Origin of the sequence: Halobacteroides halobius DSM 5150, from assembly GCF_000328625.1 — a bacterium.
In the GTDB taxonomy this organism is placed as follows: Bacteria; Bacillota; Halanaerobiia; order Halobacteroidales; family Halobacteroidaceae; genus Halobacteroides; species Halobacteroides halobius.
Genome location: NC_019978.1, coordinates 189818 through 206737, shown reverse-complemented (window position 1 = coordinate 206737; position 16920 = coordinate 189818). Strand labels below are relative to the sequence as shown.

The 16920-nt window shown below is 36.1% G+C and carries 25 protein-coding genes; all 25 read right to left on the bottom strand.

Translation table 11 applies throughout. From position 1 onward, the window contains the following. Window positions 1-4: 4 nt before the first annotated feature. Window positions 5-454 carry a 50S ribosomal protein L15 gene (gene rplO / locus HALHA_RS01055; protein WP_015325946.1) on the bottom strand — a complete coding sequence of 150 codons (450 nt, stop codon included), beginning with the start codon at window positions 452-454 and terminating at the stop codon, window positions 5-7. A gap of 32 nt (window positions 455-486) precedes the next feature. Then, window positions 487-999 (bottom strand): 30S ribosomal protein S5, encoded by a 513-nt coding sequence (gene rpsE / locus HALHA_RS01050; RefSeq protein WP_015325945.1) that lies wholly within the window; start codon window positions 997-999, stop codon window positions 487-489. A gap of 18 nt (window positions 1000-1017) precedes the next feature. Further along, complete coding sequence (gene rplR, locus HALHA_RS01045) at window positions 1018-1383, bottom strand: 50S ribosomal protein L18 (protein WP_015325944.1); 366 nt, start codon at window positions 1381-1383, stop codon at window positions 1018-1020. A gap of 39 nt (window positions 1384-1422) precedes the next feature. Then, window positions 1423-1950 (bottom strand): 50S ribosomal protein L6, encoded by a 528-nt coding sequence (gene rplF, locus HALHA_RS01040; protein WP_015325943.1) that lies wholly within the window; start codon window positions 1948-1950, stop codon window positions 1423-1425. Window positions 1951-1984: 34 nt separating this feature from the next. After that, window positions 1985-2386 (bottom strand): 30S ribosomal protein S8, encoded by a 402-nt coding sequence (gene rpsH, locus HALHA_RS01035; RefSeq protein ID WP_015325942.1) that lies wholly within the window; start codon window positions 2384-2386, stop codon window positions 1985-1987. Between the two features lie 38 nt (window positions 2387-2424). Further along, window positions 2425-2610 (bottom strand): type Z 30S ribosomal protein S14, encoded by a 186-nt coding sequence (locus HALHA_RS01030; protein ID WP_015325941.1) that lies wholly within the window; start codon window positions 2608-2610, stop codon window positions 2425-2427. Window positions 2611-2626: 16 nt separating this feature from the next. Continuing rightward, on the bottom strand, window positions 2627-3166 hold the full coding sequence (gene rplE, locus HALHA_RS01025) for a 50S ribosomal protein L5 (protein WP_015325940.1): 540 nt from the start codon (window positions 3164-3166) through the stop codon (window positions 2627-2629). Between the two features lie 22 nt (window positions 3167-3188). Then, window positions 3189-3515, bottom strand: coding sequence for a 50S ribosomal protein L24 (gene rplX / locus HALHA_RS01020; protein WP_015325939.1), 327 nt, complete (start codon window positions 3513-3515; stop codon window positions 3189-3191). A 31-nt stretch (window positions 3516-3546) separates the two neighbouring features. Then, on the bottom strand, window positions 3547-3915 hold the full coding sequence (rplN, locus tag HALHA_RS01015; RefSeq protein WP_015325938.1) for a 50S ribosomal protein L14: 369 nt from the start codon (window positions 3913-3915) through the stop codon (window positions 3547-3549). Window positions 3916-3949: 34 nt separating this feature from the next. Further along, complete coding sequence (gene rpsQ / locus HALHA_RS01010) at window positions 3950-4204, bottom strand: 30S ribosomal protein S17 (RefSeq protein WP_015325937.1); 255 nt, start codon at window positions 4202-4204, stop codon at window positions 3950-3952. An 18-nt stretch (window positions 4205-4222) separates the two neighbouring features. Next, a complete protein-coding gene (gene rpmC / locus HALHA_RS01005; protein ID WP_015325936.1) occupies window positions 4223-4426 on the bottom strand; it encodes a 50S ribosomal protein L29 in 204 nt (67 codons plus the stop codon). After that, window positions 4416-4850, bottom strand: a complete 435-nt coding sequence (rplP, locus tag HALHA_RS01000; protein ID WP_015325935.1) for a 50S ribosomal protein L16 — start codon at window positions 4848-4850, stop codon at window positions 4416-4418. Before rplP ends, rpmC begins: the two co-directional genes overlap by 11 nt. Before the next feature lie 22 nt (window positions 4851-4872). Next, window positions 4873-5526, bottom strand: a complete 654-nt coding sequence (gene rpsC, locus HALHA_RS00995; protein ID WP_015325934.1) for a 30S ribosomal protein S3 — start codon at window positions 5524-5526, stop codon at window positions 4873-4875. Window positions 5527-5530: 4 nt separating this feature from the next. Continuing rightward, window positions 5531-5869, bottom strand: a complete 339-nt coding sequence (gene rplV / locus HALHA_RS00990; RefSeq protein ID WP_015325933.1) for a 50S ribosomal protein L22 — start codon at window positions 5867-5869, stop codon at window positions 5531-5533. Between the two features lie 33 nt (window positions 5870-5902). After that, complete coding sequence (gene rpsS / locus HALHA_RS00985) at window positions 5903-6178, bottom strand: 30S ribosomal protein S19 (RefSeq protein ID WP_015325932.1); 276 nt, start codon at window positions 6176-6178, stop codon at window positions 5903-5905. A gap of 37 nt (window positions 6179-6215) precedes the next feature. Beyond that, on the bottom strand, window positions 6216-7055 hold the full coding sequence (gene rplB, locus HALHA_RS00980) for a 50S ribosomal protein L2 (RefSeq protein WP_015325931.1): 840 nt from the start codon (window positions 7053-7055) through the stop codon (window positions 6216-6218). Window positions 7056-7080: 25 nt separating this feature from the next. Further along, entirely contained in the window at window positions 7081-7371 is a 291-nt protein-coding gene (gene rplW / locus HALHA_RS00975) for a 50S ribosomal protein L23 (protein ID WP_015325930.1), read from the bottom strand. Continuing rightward, window positions 7371-8000 (bottom strand): 50S ribosomal protein L4, encoded by a 630-nt coding sequence (rplD, locus tag HALHA_RS00970; RefSeq protein WP_015325929.1) that lies wholly within the window; start codon window positions 7998-8000, stop codon window positions 7371-7373. The genes rplW and rplD overlap by 1 nt, the downstream gene beginning before the upstream one ends. A gap of 21 nt (window positions 8001-8021) precedes the next feature. Then, entirely contained in the window at window positions 8022-8645 is a 624-nt protein-coding gene (rplC, locus tag HALHA_RS00965) for a 50S ribosomal protein L3 (RefSeq protein WP_015325928.1), read from the bottom strand. A gap of 30 nt (window positions 8646-8675) precedes the next feature. Further along, window positions 8676-8993, bottom strand: a complete 318-nt coding sequence (gene rpsJ, locus HALHA_RS00960; RefSeq protein ID WP_015325927.1) for a 30S ribosomal protein S10 — start codon at window positions 8991-8993, stop codon at window positions 8676-8678. Window positions 8994-9077: 84 nt separating this feature from the next. Continuing rightward, entirely contained in the window at window positions 9078-10262 is a 1185-nt protein-coding gene (gene tuf / locus HALHA_RS00955) for an elongation factor Tu (RefSeq protein WP_015325914.1), read from the bottom strand. Window positions 10263-10277: 15 nt separating this feature from the next. Then, window positions 10278-12350: an elongation factor G gene (gene fusA / locus HALHA_RS00950; protein ID WP_015325926.1), complete on the bottom strand. Its 2073-nt coding sequence runs from the start codon at window positions 12348-12350 to the stop codon at window positions 10278-10280. Window positions 12351-12377: 27 nt separating this feature from the next. Continuing rightward, complete coding sequence (gene rpsG / locus HALHA_RS00945; RefSeq protein WP_015325925.1) at window positions 12378-12848, bottom strand: 30S ribosomal protein S7; 471 nt, start codon at window positions 12846-12848, stop codon at window positions 12378-12380. Window positions 12849-12877: 29 nt separating this feature from the next. Continuing rightward, complete coding sequence (gene rpsL, locus HALHA_RS00940) at window positions 12878-13252, bottom strand: 30S ribosomal protein S12 (protein WP_015325924.1); 375 nt, start codon at window positions 13250-13252, stop codon at window positions 12878-12880. Window positions 13253-13417: 165 nt separating this feature from the next. Further along, window positions 13418-16852 (bottom strand): DNA-directed RNA polymerase subunit beta', encoded by a 3435-nt coding sequence (gene rpoC / locus HALHA_RS00935; RefSeq protein WP_015325923.1) that lies wholly within the window; start codon window positions 16850-16852, stop codon window positions 13418-13420. Window positions 16853-16920: the final 68 nt, after the last annotated feature.

Sequence of the window (16920 nt, the reverse complement as noted above, 5' to 3'; positions counted from 1 at the left end):
TTTATTAGATCACCTCAGCCTTTCCCCCAGCAGCTTCAATTTTCTTAACTGCAGATTTACTGTATTTATGAGCTTTTACAGTTAAAGACTTCTCTAACTCTCCATCACCTAAGATCTTAACACCATCTTTTTCTTTACTAATTAATCCAGTATCTTTTAAATCCTCTACAGTAACATTAGAGTCTTCTTCAAAACGATTCAAATCCTCAACATTAACTACAGCGTGTTCTTTCTTAAATCTATCATTAGAGAAACCACGCTTAGGAAAACGTTTAAAATAAGGAGTCTGTCCACCTTCAAAAGTAACTCTTACTCCTCCTCCAGAACGAGAGTTCTGTCCGTTGTGACCTCGACCACTAGTCTTACCTTTTCCAGAACCAGTTCCTCTTCCTACACGCTTCTTTTTCTTTTTAGAACCTTCAGCTGGTTGTAAATCATGTAAGTCTAATCCCATTTTTGTCACCTCCTTGAGAAATTAGTAAGCTACTAACCTAATAATTCTTCTACTGATTTACCTCTTAATTTAGCAACTTCTTTAATATCTTTTAATTCATCTAAACCTTGAATTGCAGCTCGAATCATATTAATTGGATTATCAGTACCTAAAGACTTTGTTAAGATATCCTTAATCCCTGCTAACTCAATAACAGCACGAACAGGACCTCCAGCAATTACTCCAGTACCTTCAGCAGCAGGCTTTAAAAGAACACGTCCTGCACCAAAAACACCAGTAATTTCATGTGGAATAGTTGTCTCTTTTAGAGGCACTTCAATTAATTCATCCTTAGCTGCTTCAATACCTTTTCTAATAGCAGCTGGTACTTCATTAGCTTTTCCAATTGCAGCACCAACATGACCATTACCGTCTCCTACAACTACTAAAGCACTAAAACTAAAGCGACGACCACCTTTAACTACTTTAGATACACGACTAATGTCTACAACACGTTCATCTAAGTCTAAATTACTTGGATCAATCATATTTGCTTTCTTGTTCATCTTCATCCCTCCTTCTCTCTAAAATTCTAGTCCACCTTCACGAGCTGCATCTGCTAATGCTTTAATTCGTCCATGATACTTATAACCACTACGATCAAAAACAACCTTTTTGATTCCTGCATCTAGAGCACGTTTAGCAAGGTTTTCCCCTACAACTTTAGCAGCTTCAACATTTCCTCCATTTTCAATCTTCTCTCTAATCTCGGTATCGACTGTAGAAGCTGATACTAATGTTTTCTCTCTAAAGTCATCGATCACTTGTGCATATATATGGTTTAAACTCTTGTGTACACTTATTCGAGGTTGCGTTGGAGTTCCTTTCACAGTCTTACGAACTCTTTTATGTCTTCTCTTCCTAGCTTCCTCTTTACTTAACTTACTCATAACTATCCCTCCTTTTCCAACATAATAAACAATTATTTATTAAGCAGTCTTACCTTCTTTTCGTCTAATTCTTTCATCAGCATATTTAATACCTTTACCGTTATAAGGTTCTGGCTTTCTAACGGCACGAATATTAGCAGCTACCTGTCCTACTAATTGTTTGTCAATACCCTTTACAGTAATCTCACTTCCATCCACTTCAAAACTAATCCCCTCTTCAGGTTCGATAACTACAGGATGCGAGTAACCAACTTGCAATTCTAACTTACTACCTTTTTTTAGCGCTCTATAACCTACACCATTAAGCTCTAACTTCTTTTGATAACCTTCAGTTACACCTTCAATCATATTAATAATGGAACTACGTGTTAGACCATGTAAAGCTTTATCTTGGTTAGAGTCACTAATCCTAGAAATAACTAATTCATCATCAATTTCAATATTTAATCTAGGACTAAATTCTTCTGTTAGTTCACCCTTAGGTCCTTTTACAGTAATAATACTACCATCCAAAGATACTTCTACTTTTTCTGGGATTTCAACAGGTAAATGTCCAACCCGAGACATATACGACACCTCCTTAGTTTTTAGAGTTTATTAATTACCAAATATAACAAAGCACTTCTCCACCGATTCCATTTTTTCGTGCTTGTTTATCAGTCATTACACCTTGAGAAGTAGAAATAATTGCAATACCTAATCCACCTAATACTTTAGGTAACTCCTCTTTATCAGCATAGACTCTTAATCCTGGTTTACTAATTCTTTTTAAACCAGTGATTACTTTTTCACCATTAGGACCATACTTTAATTTAAGATCTATAGTCCCTTGAGCAGTATCATTCTTTCTTTTATAATCTACTGTAAAACCTTCCTCAGTTAATACCTGAGCAATCTCTTCTTTTACATTAGAAGCTGGAATACTGACCTGCTTACTATGGTTTTGATTAGCATTTCTAATTCTTGTTAACATATCAGCAATAGGATCATTTACTACAGACATTTAAATACTTACCCCCTTTCAAATATCAAACATTTATTTTACCAACTAGATTTTTTAACTCCTGGTAACTTACCTTCATGAGCTAACTCTCTAAAACAAATTCTACATAATTCAAATCTTCTAATTACTCCACGCGGGCGTCCACATCGTCGGCATCTTCTTTCTTCACGAGTCTCATATTTAGACTTCTTTTTGGCCTTTTCAACCTTAGACTTTTTAGCCACTATTTTACCTCCTTACTTATTTTTTAAAAGGCATACCCATTAACGCTAACATTTCTTTTGCTTCTTCATCACTCTCTGCACTAGTTACAAGAACAATATCCATCCCTAAAATAGTACTTACTTCATCAACTTTTAGTTCTGGAAAGACAGTGTAATCATTTAAACCTAAAGAATAATTACCTCGCCCATCAAAGGAATTAGCAGAAATACCTCTAAAATCACGTACACGTGGTAGGGCAACATTAACTAATTTGTATAAGAACTCATACATTTTATTACCTCTTAATGTAACTTTACATCCTACTGGCATTCCCTTTCTGATTTTAAAGTTAGCTATAGACTTTTGAGCTCTGGTAACTACTGGTTCTTGACCAGTAACTGACTCTAAACTTTCAACAGCTTCATCTAATAAGTTAGCATTTTCAGATACATCACCAAGTCCCATATTTACAACAACCTTTTTCAATTTAGGAACTTCCATCACATTATCATAGTCAAACTTCTCCATCAATGAGGATACTATCTCTTCATTATATCTTTCTTCTAGTACTGACATATTAATACCTCCTTTCCGACAATTAATCTACGATTTCATCGCAATTTTTACAATAACGCACCTTTTCTCCACTATCTAAAACTTTCTTTCCAGTTCTTGTAGCTTCATTACAGTCTTGACAGACTAACATTACATTAGAACTATGGATTGGTGCTTCTCGTTCTATAATCCCACCTTGTGGATTATCTTGTGTCGGCTGAGCATGTTTTTTAATAATATTAACTCCTTCAACAACTACCCGACTCTCTGTAGGAATAACCTTTAGGATTTCTCCTTGCCGTCCCTTATCTTTCCCAGCAATAACTCTTACTTCATCACCTTTCTTTACATGTAACTTAGGCTTAGACATACTGTAACCTCCTTCCTTAAAACAGCTTTAATTATAAAACTTCAGGAGCTAAAGAAATGATCCGACCATATCTCTTATCTCGTAATTCACGAGCAATTGGCCCAAAAACACGAGTCCCAACTGGTGCATCATTATTATCAACTAACACAGCAGCATTTTCATCAAAACTAATATAAGAACCATCATCTCTCTTTACTTTACGTTTAGTCCTTACAATTACAGCTTTTACAACTTCACCTTTGCTAACCATACCATCAGGAATTGCTTCCTTTACTGTAGCAATAATCACATCTCCTAGCGAAGCATAACGCTTTCCAGAACCACCTAGCACTTTAACACATAATAACTCTCTAGCACCTGAGTTATCTGCTACTTTTAATTTAGATTCCGTTTGGATCATTGTAGAATCCCTCCTTCCAATCAAACAATTTAAATTATTTAGCTTTTCGAATTATTTCAGCTACCTTCCAATTTTTATTCTTACTAATTGGACGAGTCTCTGTAATTCTTACCTTATCCCCTTCGTTACACTCATTGTTTTCATCATGTGCTTTAAACTTAGAAGTTCTCTTTATCACACGTTTATATAATGGATGTTGCTTCTTTCTCTCAACAGCTACTACAACTGTTTTATCCATTTTATCACTAACTACCATTCCAATTTCTTCTTTCTTTTGCTTTTCAGCCATGCTGCACCCCCCTTATAATTAACCTTGGTTAATGCCTAATTGACGTTCATTCATAATTGTCTTAACTCGAGCAATTGTCTTCTTAACATCCTTAATTCGACTTGGATTATCTAATTGCATTGTAGCATTTTGAAAACGCAAATTAAATAATTCTTCTTTTAGTTCATCTAGCTTCTGGTCTAATTCAGCATCAGTTAAATTGCGTAATTCTTTAGCTTTCATCTTGCTCACCGTCCATTTCTTCCCGTTTTACAAATTTAGTCTTAATAGGCAACTTATGTGCTGCTAATCGCATAGCCTCACGTGCAAATTCCTCTTTCACACCACCAATTTCAAACATTACACGACCTGGCTTTACAACAGCAACCCATTCTTCTGTAGCTCCCTTACCACTACCCATTCGAGTTTCAGCAGGTTTAGCAGTAACTGGCTTATCAGGGAAGATGTTAACCCAGATCTTACCATCACGCTTAACGTGACGCGTAATGGCTATCCTGGCAGCTTCAATTTGACGATTTGTAATCCAAGCTGGCTCTAAAGCTTGTAATCCATAATCACCAAAGTTAACTTTAGTCCCACGAGTTGCTTTACCTTTCATTCGTCCACGATGTTGTTTTCTATGCTTGATACGCTTTGGTATTAACATTACCTTAGTGCCTCCCTTCTAATTAATCTTCATCATTATTAACATCAGGTAGTATTTCACCTTTATTAATCCAAACCTTAACTCCGATTTTACCATAAGTTGTATATGCTTCTGTAAATCCATAATCAATATCAGCACGTAAAGTGTGTAATGGTACGCTACCTTCACTATATCCTTCAGTTCGTGCCATATCAGCACCACCTAAACGTCCAGCACACTCTATCTTAAATCCTTCTACATCTCTTTGGCGCATTGCCCGATTAAGTGCTTGCTTCATAGCTCGTCTGAAAGATACTCTGTTTACTAATTGACGAGCAATATTTTCTGCTACTAATTGAGCATCTTGATCTGGACGCTTAACTTCTACTACATTTACTTGAACTTTTTTATCCGTAATAGCTTCTAACTCACTTCTTAAAGTTGTTACTTCAGATCCACCCTTACCAATTACCATTCCTGGTCTAGCAGCATGAACATCAATTTTAATTCTATCTGCTGCTCTTTCAATTACAATTCGAGAAATTCCTGCTTCATACATTTTTTCTTTAATATGCTCTCTAACTTCTAAATCTTCATGTAATAAATCAGCATACTCATCCTTTTCAGCGTACCATTTAGCATCCCAATCTTTTATAACTCCAACTCTTAGTCCATGTGGATTAATTTTTTGTCCCATCTCATTATCCCTCCTTTTCTACTACTTTAATAGTAATATGACTTGTTCTTTTATTAATAGGACTTGCCTGTCCCATAGCTCTTGGCTTATACCGCTTCATTGTTGGCCCTTCATCTACATAAGCCTCAGAAACACGAAGCTCATCAGCAATCATCCCATGATTATGCTCAGCATTTGCAACAGCAGAATTAAGAACTTTTTCTATTATTCCTGCTGCTTTTTTAGGCGTATTCTTTAGAATTCCAATAGCTTCACCAATCTCTTTATCCCGCACTAAATCAATCACTAATCTTGCTTTACGTGGGGAAATCCGTACTTCTTTTGCAATAGCTTTAGCTTCCACAACTTAACCCCCCTTTACTATTAAATCTAGTTTCTACTTTAATGTTGTAGATCTTTCAGTATGTTCCCCGTGCCCTCTAAAGATTCTAGTTGGTGCAAACTCACCTAACTTATGTCCAACCATTTCTTCAGTAATGAAAATTGGAACATGTTTGCGTCCATCATGCACAGCAATAGTGTGACCTACCATTTGTGGATAAATAGTAGAACTTCTAGACCATGTTTTAATAACTTCCTTTTCGCCTTTCTCATTCATCTCTTTAATTTTCTTCAATAATTTCTTTTTTATAAAAGGTCTTTTACGCGCCACTAGTTAGCCTCCCTTCATTTCTTTATTTTAATTAGTCTTATTTACGGGATTTTTTCTGATGTCGACTCTTAACAATTAATCTATCTGATTTCTTCTTCTTCCGTGTCTTCTTACCAATAGTAGGTTCACCCCAAGGAGTTACTGGGTGTCTACCAGCAGGCTTTCTTCCTTCTCCACCACCATGTGGATGGTCATGTGGGTTCATAGAGACACCGCGAACACTAGGTCTTCGACCCAACCAACGACTCTTACCTGCTTTACCAATAGTAATATTCTCATGGTCCACATTTCCAATTTGACCTACAGTAGCTTTACAATTAATATTAATTAATCTACCTTCTCCAGAAGGTAATTCAACATGAGCAAAGTCACCTTCTTTAGCCATTACCTGGGCTTGAGCTCCAGCAGCGCGCACTAACTGACCACCTTTTCCAGGCTTAAGCTCAATATTGTGTACAACAGTACCTACCGGAATATTCTTTAACGGTAATGCATTCCCTGGTTTAATATCGGCCTCAGAATTTGACACAACATTATCTCCTACTTTCAATCCTCTAGGAGCAAGGATATATCTCTTTTCACCATCAGCATAATTTAATAAAGCAATTCGAGCAGAACGATTTGGATCATATTCAATTGTTGCTACTTTTGCCGGAACTCCAACTTTATCTCGTTTGAAATCAATAACTCTATACTTTCTTTTATGACCGCCTCCACGGTGGCGAGTAGTAATTCTACCATTATTATTACGTCCACCAGTCTTTTTCAACGGCTCTAATAGAGATTTTTCTGGCTTATCAGTTGTAATCTCTTCAAAAGTACTAACAGTCATATACCTTCTTGATGGAGTAGTCGGCTTAAACTTCTTAATTGCCATTCTTATTCCCTCCTTTTTCTAAAAATTATACACCTTCAAAAATATCTATTCTATCATCTTCAGATAACTTAACTCTAGCTTTCTTCCACTCAGAAGTTCTTCCTTCATGATAACCTCTTCGTCTCTTTTTACCAGGCATTCTACAGGTAGTCACCTTTTTAACTTTAACATCAAATGCTTGTTGTACAGCCTGCTTAATCTCAGACTTATTGGCTTTTATAGCTACCTTAAAAGTATACCAGTTTTGTTCTTCCATATCCTCCATACTCTTTTCAGAAATATGAGGTGCAATAATAACATCTCTTAAATCTTTCATTATACTGCCAGCACCTCCTCAACTTGATTAATAGCGCCTTTAGTAATCAATACTTTATCACTATTTAATACATCATAAACATTCACTTGGTTAGAAGTAACTACTTTAACTCCTGGGATATTACTAGCTGATTTATAGATATTATTATCCCTAACATTAAGCACAATTAATACTTTCTTGTCAGCTGCTTTAAAATTATCTAACACTGACACCATTTGCTTAGTTTTTGGTTGCTCAAAATCAAATTCATCTACGACAGATAAACTGTTTTCTGCAACCTTAGCACTTAATGCAGATTTAACTGCTAACTTCTTTACTTTTTTAGGAACATTCTTCTCATAACTACGTGGTTGTGGGCCAAAAGTAGTTCCTCCGCCAACCCAAATAGGTGAACGAATACTTCCGTGACGAGCTCGACCGGTACCCTTTTGTCTCCAAGGCTTACGGCCACCTCCTCTTACTTGCCCACGTGTCTTAGTTTTAGCAGTACCTGCTCTTTTAGCTGCTAATTGAGCCGTAACTGCTTCATGAACAACATTTTCATTTATTTCTACATCAAAGATTTCATCATTTAGGTCAACATTACCTACTGTTTGACCCTCAGTATCATATAAAGGTAATTCTGGCATCATTTTTCCTCCTTCCTAAAACTACTTTACTGCCTTTTCGATAGTTAATAATCCTTTTTTAGGTCCTGGAACAGAACCTTTAACTAATAATACATCCTTTTCAAGATCGACTTTAACAACTTCTAAATTTTGAACTGTCACTTTTTCTCGTCCCATATGACCGGCCATTTTTTTACCTTTGAACACTCTTGCCGGATCAGCACTCTGTCCTATAGAACCAGGTAATCTGTAATTTCTAGAACCGTGAGTTTTTGGCCCAGTAGAAAAATTCCATCTCTTTACTGTACCAGCAAATCCTTTACCTTTAGAAGTACCAGTTACATCAATCTTATCACCAGCACTAAAAGTATCAACTTTAACCTCATCACCTGTCTCTAATTCTTCTACACCATCAAGTCTAAACTCTTTAATATACTTTTTAGGCTCAATTCCATATTTCTCAAAGTGACCTGTTACTGGTTTATTCACCCTAAAAGCTTTAGCATCCTCAAATCCTAATTGAACAGCACTATATCCATCAACCTCTTCAGTTTTTTTCTGAATCACAGGACAAGGCCCTGCTTTAACAACTGTTACCGGTATAACTTCTCCGTCATCATTGAAGACCTGTGTCATACCAATTTTTTTTCCTAAAATGCCTTTCATTTAACTACACCTCCTCAAACTAAAACCATATTATAATTTAATTTCAATGTCGACACCTGCAGGTAAATCTAACCTCATCAATGAATCAATAGTCTTAGGTGTCGGTTCTTTAATATCAATTAATCGTTTATGAGTTCTGATCTCAAATTGTTCTCTCGACTTACTATTAACATGTGGAGAACGTAAAATAGTAAATACTTCCTTTTTAGTTGGTAATGGAACAGGACCTGAAACTCCAGCTCCAGTTTTATTAGCTGTCTTTACAATCTTCTCTGCAGAATTATCCAATAATTGATGTTCATAACCTTTTAATTTGATTCTGATTTTATCTCTACCTTGTTCCGCCATTTATCTTCACCCCCGATTAACATTAATTAGACAGAAAAAAGATGAGGAGAAGATAAGCTCCTCATTCCTTTTTTCGCCCTGTCACTATTCAATGATTTCAGTAACAACACCGGCTCCTACTGTCTTTCCACCTTCACGAATCGCAAATCTTAATCCTTCTTCCATTGCTATCGGAGAAATTAACTCTGCATCCATCTCAATATTATCTCCAGGCATTACCATATCTACGCCTTCTGGTAAGTTAATTGTCCCTGTCACATCTGTTGTTCTAAAATAAAATTGTGGCTTATATCCATCAAAGAATGGAGTATGTCGTCCACCTTCATCTTTACTTAGTACATAAACCTCTGCTTTGAATTTAGTATGTGGTGTAATAGAACCTGGCTCGGCTAATACTTGTCCACGCTCTACATCCTCTTTATCAATACCTCTTAATAAAGCACCAACATTATCTCCTGCTTGAGAAAATTCCATTTCTTTTCTAAACATCTCAAGTCCTGTGATTACTGTATCTTCTGTCTCTTTAATTCCTACTATCTCTGCTTCATCTCCTACTTCTACTCTTCCTCTCTCTACACGTCCTGTCGCTACTGTTCCACGACCTGTGATTGTAAAGATATCTTCAATTGGCATTAAGAATTCTTTATCTGTATCTCTTTCTGGAGTAGGAATCTGCTCATCTACTGCATCCATTAATTCATTAATAGCATCTGCCCATTCTCCTGTTGGCTCTTCTAACGCCTTTAAAGCAGATCCTGTAACTATTTCTGCTTCGTCTCCATTAAAGTCATATTCGTTAAGTAATTCTCTTACTTCCATTTCTACTAACTCTACTAACTCTTCGTCATCTACCATGTCTGCTTTATTTAAGAATACTACAATTTCTGGTACCCCTACCTGACGAGCTAATAATAAGTGCTCTCTTGTTTGTGGCATTGGCCCGTCCGCTGCAGATACAATTAAGATTGCTCCATCCATCTGAGCTGCACCTGTAATCATATTCTTTACATAGTCTGCGTGACCTGGGCAATCAACGTGAGCATAATGTCTGTTAGCAGTTTCATATTCTACGTGAGATGTTGCAATTGTAATTCCTCTTTCTTGTTCCTCTGGTGCATTATCAATCTCACCAAATTCTACTGACCCTTCTTCTCCTGCTGCTAATACTTTTGTAATTGCAGCTGTTGTTGTTGTCTTACCATGGTCTACGTGTCCAATTGTACCAATATTAACATGGGGTTTACTTCTCTCAAACTTTTCTTTTGCCATCTTTATTCCCTCCTATTATTTAGCTTTTTCTTTAATTTCTTTAGCTATATTATTTGGTACTTCTTCATAATGATCCATCTGCATTACATACTGAGCTCGACCTTGAGTAGCAGATCGTAAATCGGTAGAATAACCAAACATTTCAGATAATGGAACATAACCTTTAACTATACGAGCATTACCTCTTTGCTCCATTCCTTCTACCTGTCCACGGCGACTATTAATATCACCAATTACATCTCCCATATATTCCTCAGGAGTAGTAACTTCTACTTCCATAATTGGTTCTAAAAGAACTGGTTTAGCTTTACCTATTTGTTCTCTAATTGCCATAGAACCTGCAATTTTAAATGCCATCTCAGAAGAGTCTACTTCGTGGTAAGAACCATCATTTAAAGCAACTTTAACATCAATCATTGGGTAACCTGCTATAACACCATTTTCTAAAGCTTCTTCGACTCCTTCTTCAACGGATCCTATATAATCTCTAGGTACAACACCACCAACAATATTATCTTCAAATTCAAAACCTTCACCTGGTTCTAATGGTTCAACTTCCATAACTACATGACCATACTGTCCACGACCACCAGACTGGCGAATAAACTTACCTTCAATCTCAGCTTTTCGAGTGATTGTTTCACGATAAGCAACTCTAGGTTCACCTATATTAGCTTCTACTCCAAACTCTCTTGTTAAACGATCAACAATTACCTCTAAGTGCAACTCTCCCATACCAGAGATGATTGTTTGGCCCGTTTCTTCATCAGTTCTAACATTAAATGTTGGGTCTTCTTCAGCTAATTTCTGTAAAGCCTCACCTAATTTATCACTATCTTTTTGTGTTTTAGGCTCAATGGCTACATCAATTACTGTTTCTGGGAACTCCATAGACTCTAAAACAACTGGATTATCTCCATCACATAGTGTATCTCCAGTACCAGTGTTTTTAAGTCCAACAGCAGCAGCTAAATCCCCAGCATATACTTCATCACGCTCTTCCCGCTTATTAGCGTGCATCTGTAAAATACGCCCAACTCTTTCTTTTTGATCTTGAGTTGAGTTATAAACATAAGAACCAGATTCTAATACTCCTGAGTATACTCTAAAGAATGCTAATTTACCAACATAAGGGTCAGTCATAATCTTAAATGCTAAAGCTGAGAATGGTGCTTCATCATCAGCTTCTCGAGTAAGCTCTTCCTCAGTCTTAGGATCAATTCCTTGTACTGGAGGAATATCAACTGGAGCTGGTAAATAATCAATAACAGCATCTAATAAAGGTTGAACTCCCTTATTCTTTAAAGCAGTTCCGCATAAAACTGGAGTGAATTCATTGTTAATTGTACCTTTTCTTATAGCAGCTTTGATTTCTTCAACTGTAATTTCCTCATCCTCTAAGTACTTCATCATAATTTCTTCATCTACATCTGCAATTGTTTCAATCAATAACTCTCTATATTCTTGAGCTTTATCTTTTAGATCTTCAGGAATCTCTTCAATAGTATAATCAATACCTAAGTCATCATCAAATACGATAGCTTCCATATTAACTAAATCAATTGAACCTTTATAGTTCTCTTCTTTACCAATCGGAATCTGAATAACAACTGGGTTAGCATCGATTCTTTCATCCATCATATCTACTACATTATAAAAATTAGCACCCGTTCTATCCATTTTATTAACAAAAGCTATCTTTGGTACATTATACTTATCAGCTTGGCGCCATACTGTTTCAGATTGAGGTTCAACTCCACCTACAGAACAAAAGACACCAATAGCTCCGTCTAATACCCTCAATGATCTTTCCACTTCAACTGTAAAGTCCACGTGCCCGGGCGTATCTATAATATTAATCCTATGATCATCCCATTGACATGTAGTAGCAGCAGAAGTAATTGTAATTCCTCTTTCTTTTTCTTGATCCATCCAATCCATCTGAGAATCGCCATCATGTGTTTCACCAATCTTGTGTACCCGACCTGTATAGAACAACATACGCTCTGTAGTTGTTGTCTTACCAGCATCAATATGTGCCATAAGTCCAATATTTCTTGTCTTTTTTAACGAAAACTTTCTAGGCATTACAACACCCCCTTGTATTAATTCATATTACCAACGATAATGAGCAAATGCCTTATTTGCTTCAGCCATACGATGTACTTCTTCTTTCTTTCTTACAGCGCCACCTTCTTCATTATAAGCAGCAATAATTTCATTAGCAACTCTATCCACCATTTTTCTTTCGCTACGATCTCTAGCAGCTTGGATCATCCAACGCAGTCCTAGAGTTAAACGTCGACGATTATCAGCTTCAACAGGAACTTGATAGTTAGCTCCTCCTACTCGTCTAGTTTTGATCTCTAATACTGGCATTACATTATTTAAAGCAGCTTTTAATACTTCCATTGAATTTTCTTCAGTTTTTTCTGCTACTAAATCCATAGCATCATAAAAAATATTCTCTGCTAGACTTTTTTTACCATCTTGCATAATTTTATTAATAAAACGACTAGCTAGCTTACTTCTATAAATTGGATCCGCATTAATTTCTCTTCTTTGTGCTTTATTTTTACGAGACACTTATTTCCCTCCTTTCATTTAACCTTAATTTATTCTGTAGGCTTCTTAACACCATACTTGGACCGTCCTTGCTTTCTGTCTTCAACCCCTGCACAATCTAAAGCTCCACGCACTATTGTATATCTAACACCAGGCAAGTCCTTAACACGACCACCTCTGACTAATACAACAGAGTGTTCTTGTAAATTATGTCCAATACCAGGAATATATGCTGTGATTTCCTTTCCATTGGTTAAACGAACACGAGCAACTTTTCTTAATGCAGAGTTAGGCTTTTTAGGAGTAGCAGTATAAACCCTAGTACAAACCCCTCTTTTTTGAGGTGCTCCTTCTAAAGCTCTAGCTCCCTTTTTCTTCTTAACCTTCTCTCTCCCATTTCGAACTAATTGATTTATTGTTGGCATCTCTACACCTCCCCTCAATTATTTATCAATGATCTATAAAAATCTAGATAGAGGAATTCCTCTATCTAGATTTTATTTATTAGAAAAAATTAAATTACATAATTGTTCATAACACACTTACGTATTCTAACATTTTACTTTTTATCTGTCAACCCTTTTTTGCTTTTATTCTATAATTTCTGCTTCAATATCTTTATACTTTTTTAAACCTGTACCAGCTGGGATTAACTGTCCAACAATTACATTTTCTTTTAACCCTTCTAGGTCATCTCGCTTACCTTCTAAAGAAGACTCAGTTAAGACTCTAGTTGTTTCTTGGAATGAAGCAGCAGATAAGAAACTCTCTGTATTTAATGAAGCTTTAGTAATACCTAATAACATAGGCTCAGCAATAGCTGGTTCTTTACCTTCAGCAACTGCTTCTTGATTCTGCTTTTCAAATTTAAACACATCTATTAATTCTCCGGGTAATAAATCAGTAGCTCCAGATTCTTTAATTTTAACTTTATTAGTCATCTGTCTAATAATGACCTCAACGTGTTTATCATTAATATCTACACCTTGAGACTTATATACTTTTTGTACTTCTTCTAATATATATTGTTGAGCAGTCTGGACCCCATCAATATTTAGTACATCCTCAGGATCTAACGGCCCTTTAGTTAATCTATCACCTGGTTTTACATGATCTCCATCTGATACTTTTAGCTCAGAACCATAAGGTAACTTATAAGTTTTCTGTCTACCATCTTCAGTTTTAATAACCGCCTTATGTGACTGATTATTTTCTACTATATTAACTTTACCCTCTAACTCAGTTACAATAGCTTGACCTTTAGGAGTTCGAGCTTCAAATAGCTCTTCAATTCTTGGTAGACCTTGTGTAATATCATCTCCAGCAACACCACCAGTATGGAAAGTCCTCATTGTTAACTGGGTTCCTGGTTCACCAATAGATTGAGCTCCCATAATTCCAACTGCTTCACCTGGTTTTACCATTTTACCATCAGCAAGGTTTTTACCATAGCATTTCTGACAAATCCCATCCTCAGAATGACAAGTTAAGACTGATCTAATCTCAATATCTTCAATATTTAGTTTTTCAATCTCTTTTGCTTGAGCTTCGGTGATCATTTCATCTTTAGCAACTATTATTTCTTCTGTTTCAGGATGAACTATATCTTTAAACGCTAAACGTCCAGCGATTCGTTGATATAATGGTTCAATAATCTCTCCATCTTCAGCAATCGGATCAATTTTAACTCCTTCATCAGTATCACAATCTACTTCAGTAATTGCAACATCTTGAGATACATCGACCAATCGGCGAGTTAAATAACCTGAATCGGCTGTTCTTAGAGCTGTATCAGCTAACCCTTTACGAGCACCGTGCGTAGAAATAAAGTACTCTAATACTGATAATCCTTCTCTAAAACATGATTTAATCGGCATATCAATAATTCGACCAGATGGATCAGCCATTAAACCACGCATACCACCTAACTGAGAAATTTGCGATTTGTTACCTCGAGCTCCCGATGTAGCCATCATATTTATAGGATTAAATTTACCTAGGTTATCAATTAAAGCTTCTGTAACATAATCTTTAGCTTGGCCCCAAATGTCAACTACTCGCTGATATCTTTCATTTTCAGTAATTAAACCACGTCGGTATTGAGCTTCAACCTTATCAACTTGTTCTTCAGACTCTAATAAAATATCTCGCTTAGCTTCTGGAATATCAACATCAGTAACCCCAATTGTAATTCCAGATTTAGTAGCATAATGGAATGTTAGATTTTTAATTCTATCTAATACATCAGCAGTTCTATTCGGGCCAAGTTCTTCGTGGCACTCACTAACTAATGCTCCAGTTTCCTTTTTATCAAACACTTTATTATAAAATGGCAGATCATTTGGTAAAGCATCATTAAGAATAACTCTACCTACACTAGTCTCTATCCATCCCTCTTGCTTAGATCTATACTTTATCTTAGTTTGTAATGTAACTGAATCATTCTCATAAGCTTTAATTACATTAGATGCTGACCCAAAGAATTTACCTTCACCTTTAGCACCATCTTTTTGGATAGTTAAATAATAAATCCCTAAAATCATATCCTGGGTTGGAACAGCTATTGCATCTCCATTAGACGGCCCTAATAAATTATACGTTGATGACATTAATAATCTACATTCAGCTTGAGCAGCTGTAGATAGCGGAACGTGTACTGCCATCTGGTCACCATCAAAGTCAGCATTATAAGCAGGACAAACTAATGGATGAACTCTAATTGCTTTACCTTCCACTAAGATCGGTTCAAAAGCTTGAATACCTAATCTGTGTAATGTTGGAGCACGATTTAATAAAACTGGATGTTCTTTAATTGCTTCTTCTAAAACATCCCACACTTCTTCAGCTTCATTTTCTACCATTCGTTTAGCACTTTTAATGTTATGTGCTAAGTCTTGATCAACCAATCTCTTCATTACAAATGGTTTAAATAATTCTAAAGCCATCTTTCTAGGTAAACCACACTGATCCAATCTTAAATCCGGACCAACAACGATAACAGAACGCCCTGAATAATCAACACGTTTTCCTAATAAGTTCTGTCGAAAACGCCCCTGCTTTCCTTTTAACATATCACTTAATGATTTAAGTGGTCTATTACCAGATCCAGTAACAGGTCGCCCACGACGACCATTATCAATTAAAGCATCTACAGACTCCTGAAGCATTCTTTTCTCATTTCTAATAATGATTTCAGGAGCACCTAACTCTAATAGTCTCTTCAAACGATTATTACGATTAATTACTCTGCGGTATAAATCATTCAAATCAGAAGTTGCAAATCTTCCTCCATCTAATTGAACCATTGGTCTTAATTCAGGTGGAATAACAGGCAAGGCATCTAATACCATCCATTGAGGCTTATTATCTGAACTCTTTAAACCTTCTAGTACCTTTAATCGTCTAACAACCCGTTTACGCCTCTGTCCAGAAATACTCTTGACTTCTTCTTCTAACTCTTCAATTTCTTTATCTAAATCCATATTAGCTAAAATTTCTTTGACAGCTTCTGCACCCATACCTGCTTTAAATCTGTCTCCATACTTACTTCTAGCTTCGCGATATTCACTTTCACTTAATAATTGTCTTTCACTTAATGAAGTATCGCCTGGATCAATTACAATATAAGATACAAAGTATAGGGCCTTTTCTAAAGAGCGAGGAGACATATCCATAACTACACCTAATCTGCTTGGTATCCCTTTAAAAAACCAAATATGGGAGACTGGAGCTGCTAATTCAATATGCCCCATTCTTTCTCTTCTTACTTTAGACTTAGTAACTTCTACACCACAACGATCACAAACAACACCTTTATATCTTACTCGTTTATATTTTCCACAATGGCATTCCCAATCCTTAGTTGGCCCAAATATTTTTTCACAAAATAGACCTTCTTTTTCTGGCTTCAATGTCCGATAATTAATTGTTTCTGGCTTCTTTACTTCACCACTAGACCAAGAACGAATCTTTTGTGGTGAAGCTAAACCAATCTCCATAAAATCAAAATTATTTGGATTAAACAAGGCCGAACTCCTCCCTTACTGTAGTCTTAACTTAAGAATCCCCTGTTATACATTTTATACCAACTTTG

Bases quoted from the DNA above. Each gene is read 5' to 3' on its own strand.
- rplO (WP_015325946.1), bottom strand. From the start codon at position 454: ATGGGATTAGACTTACATGATTTACAACCAGCTGAAGGTTCTAAAAAG.
- rpsE (WP_015325945.1), bottom strand. From the start codon at position 999: ATGAACAAGAAAGCAAATATGATTGATCCAAGTAATTTAGACTTAGAT.
- rplR (WP_015325944.1), bottom strand. From the start codon at position 1,383: ATGAGTAAGTTAAGTAAAGAGGAAGCTAGGAAGAGAAGACATAAAAGA.
- rplF (WP_015325943.1), bottom strand. From the start codon at position 1,950: ATGTCTCGGGTTGGACATTTACCTGTTGAAATCCCAGAAAAAGTAGAA.
- rpsH (WP_015325942.1), bottom strand. From the start codon at position 2,386: ATGTCTGTAGTAAATGATCCTATTGCTGATATGTTAACAAGAATTAGA.
- rplE (WP_015325940.1), bottom strand. From the start codon at position 3,166: ATGTCAGTACTAGAAGAAAGATATAATGAAGAGATAGTATCCTCATTG.
- rplX (WP_015325939.1), bottom strand. From the start codon at position 3,515: ATGTCTAAGCCTAAGTTACATGTAAAGAAAGGTGATGAAGTAAGAGTT.
- rplN (WP_015325938.1), bottom strand. From the start codon at position 3,915: ATGATCCAAACGGAATCTAAATTAAAAGTAGCAGATAACTCAGGTGCT.
- rpsQ (WP_015325937.1), bottom strand. From the start codon at position 4,204: ATGGCTGAAAAGCAAAAGAAAGAAGAAATTGGAATGGTAGTTAGTGAT.
- rpmC (WP_015325936.1), bottom strand. From the start codon at position 4,426: ATGAAAGCTAAAGAATTACGCAATTTAACTGATGCTGAATTAGACCAG.
- rplP (WP_015325935.1), bottom strand. From the start codon at position 4,850: ATGTTAATACCAAAGCGTATCAAGCATAGAAAACAACATCGTGGACGA.
- rpsC (WP_015325934.1), bottom strand. From the start codon at position 5,526: ATGGGACAAAAAATTAATCCACATGGACTAAGAGTTGGAGTTATAAAA.
- rplB (WP_015325931.1), bottom strand. From the start codon at position 7,055: ATGGCAATTAAGAAGTTTAAGCCGACTACTCCATCAAGAAGGTATATG.
- rplW (WP_015325930.1), bottom strand. From the start codon at position 7,371: ATGAAAGATTTAAGAGATGTTATTATTGCACCTCATATTTCTGAAAAG.
- rplD (WP_015325929.1), bottom strand. From the start codon at position 8,000: ATGCCAGAATTACCTTTATATGATACTGAGGGTCAAACAGTAGGTAAT.
- rplC (WP_015325928.1), bottom strand. From the start codon at position 8,645: ATGAAAGGCATTTTAGGAAAAAAAATTGGTATGACACAGGTCTTCAAT.
- rpsJ (WP_015325927.1), bottom strand. From the start codon at position 8,993: ATGGCGGAACAAGGTAGAGATAAAATCAGAATCAAATTAAAAGGTTAT.
- tuf (WP_015325914.1), bottom strand. From the start codon at position 10,262: ATGGCAAAAGAAAAGTTTGAGAGAAGTAAACCCCATGTTAATATTGGT.
- fusA (WP_015325926.1), bottom strand. From the start codon at position 12,350: ATGCCTAGAAAGTTTTCGTTAAAAAAGACAAGAAATATTGGACTTATG.
- rpsL (WP_015325924.1), bottom strand. From the start codon at position 13,252: ATGCCAACAATAAATCAATTAGTTCGAAATGGGAGAGAGAAGGTTAAG.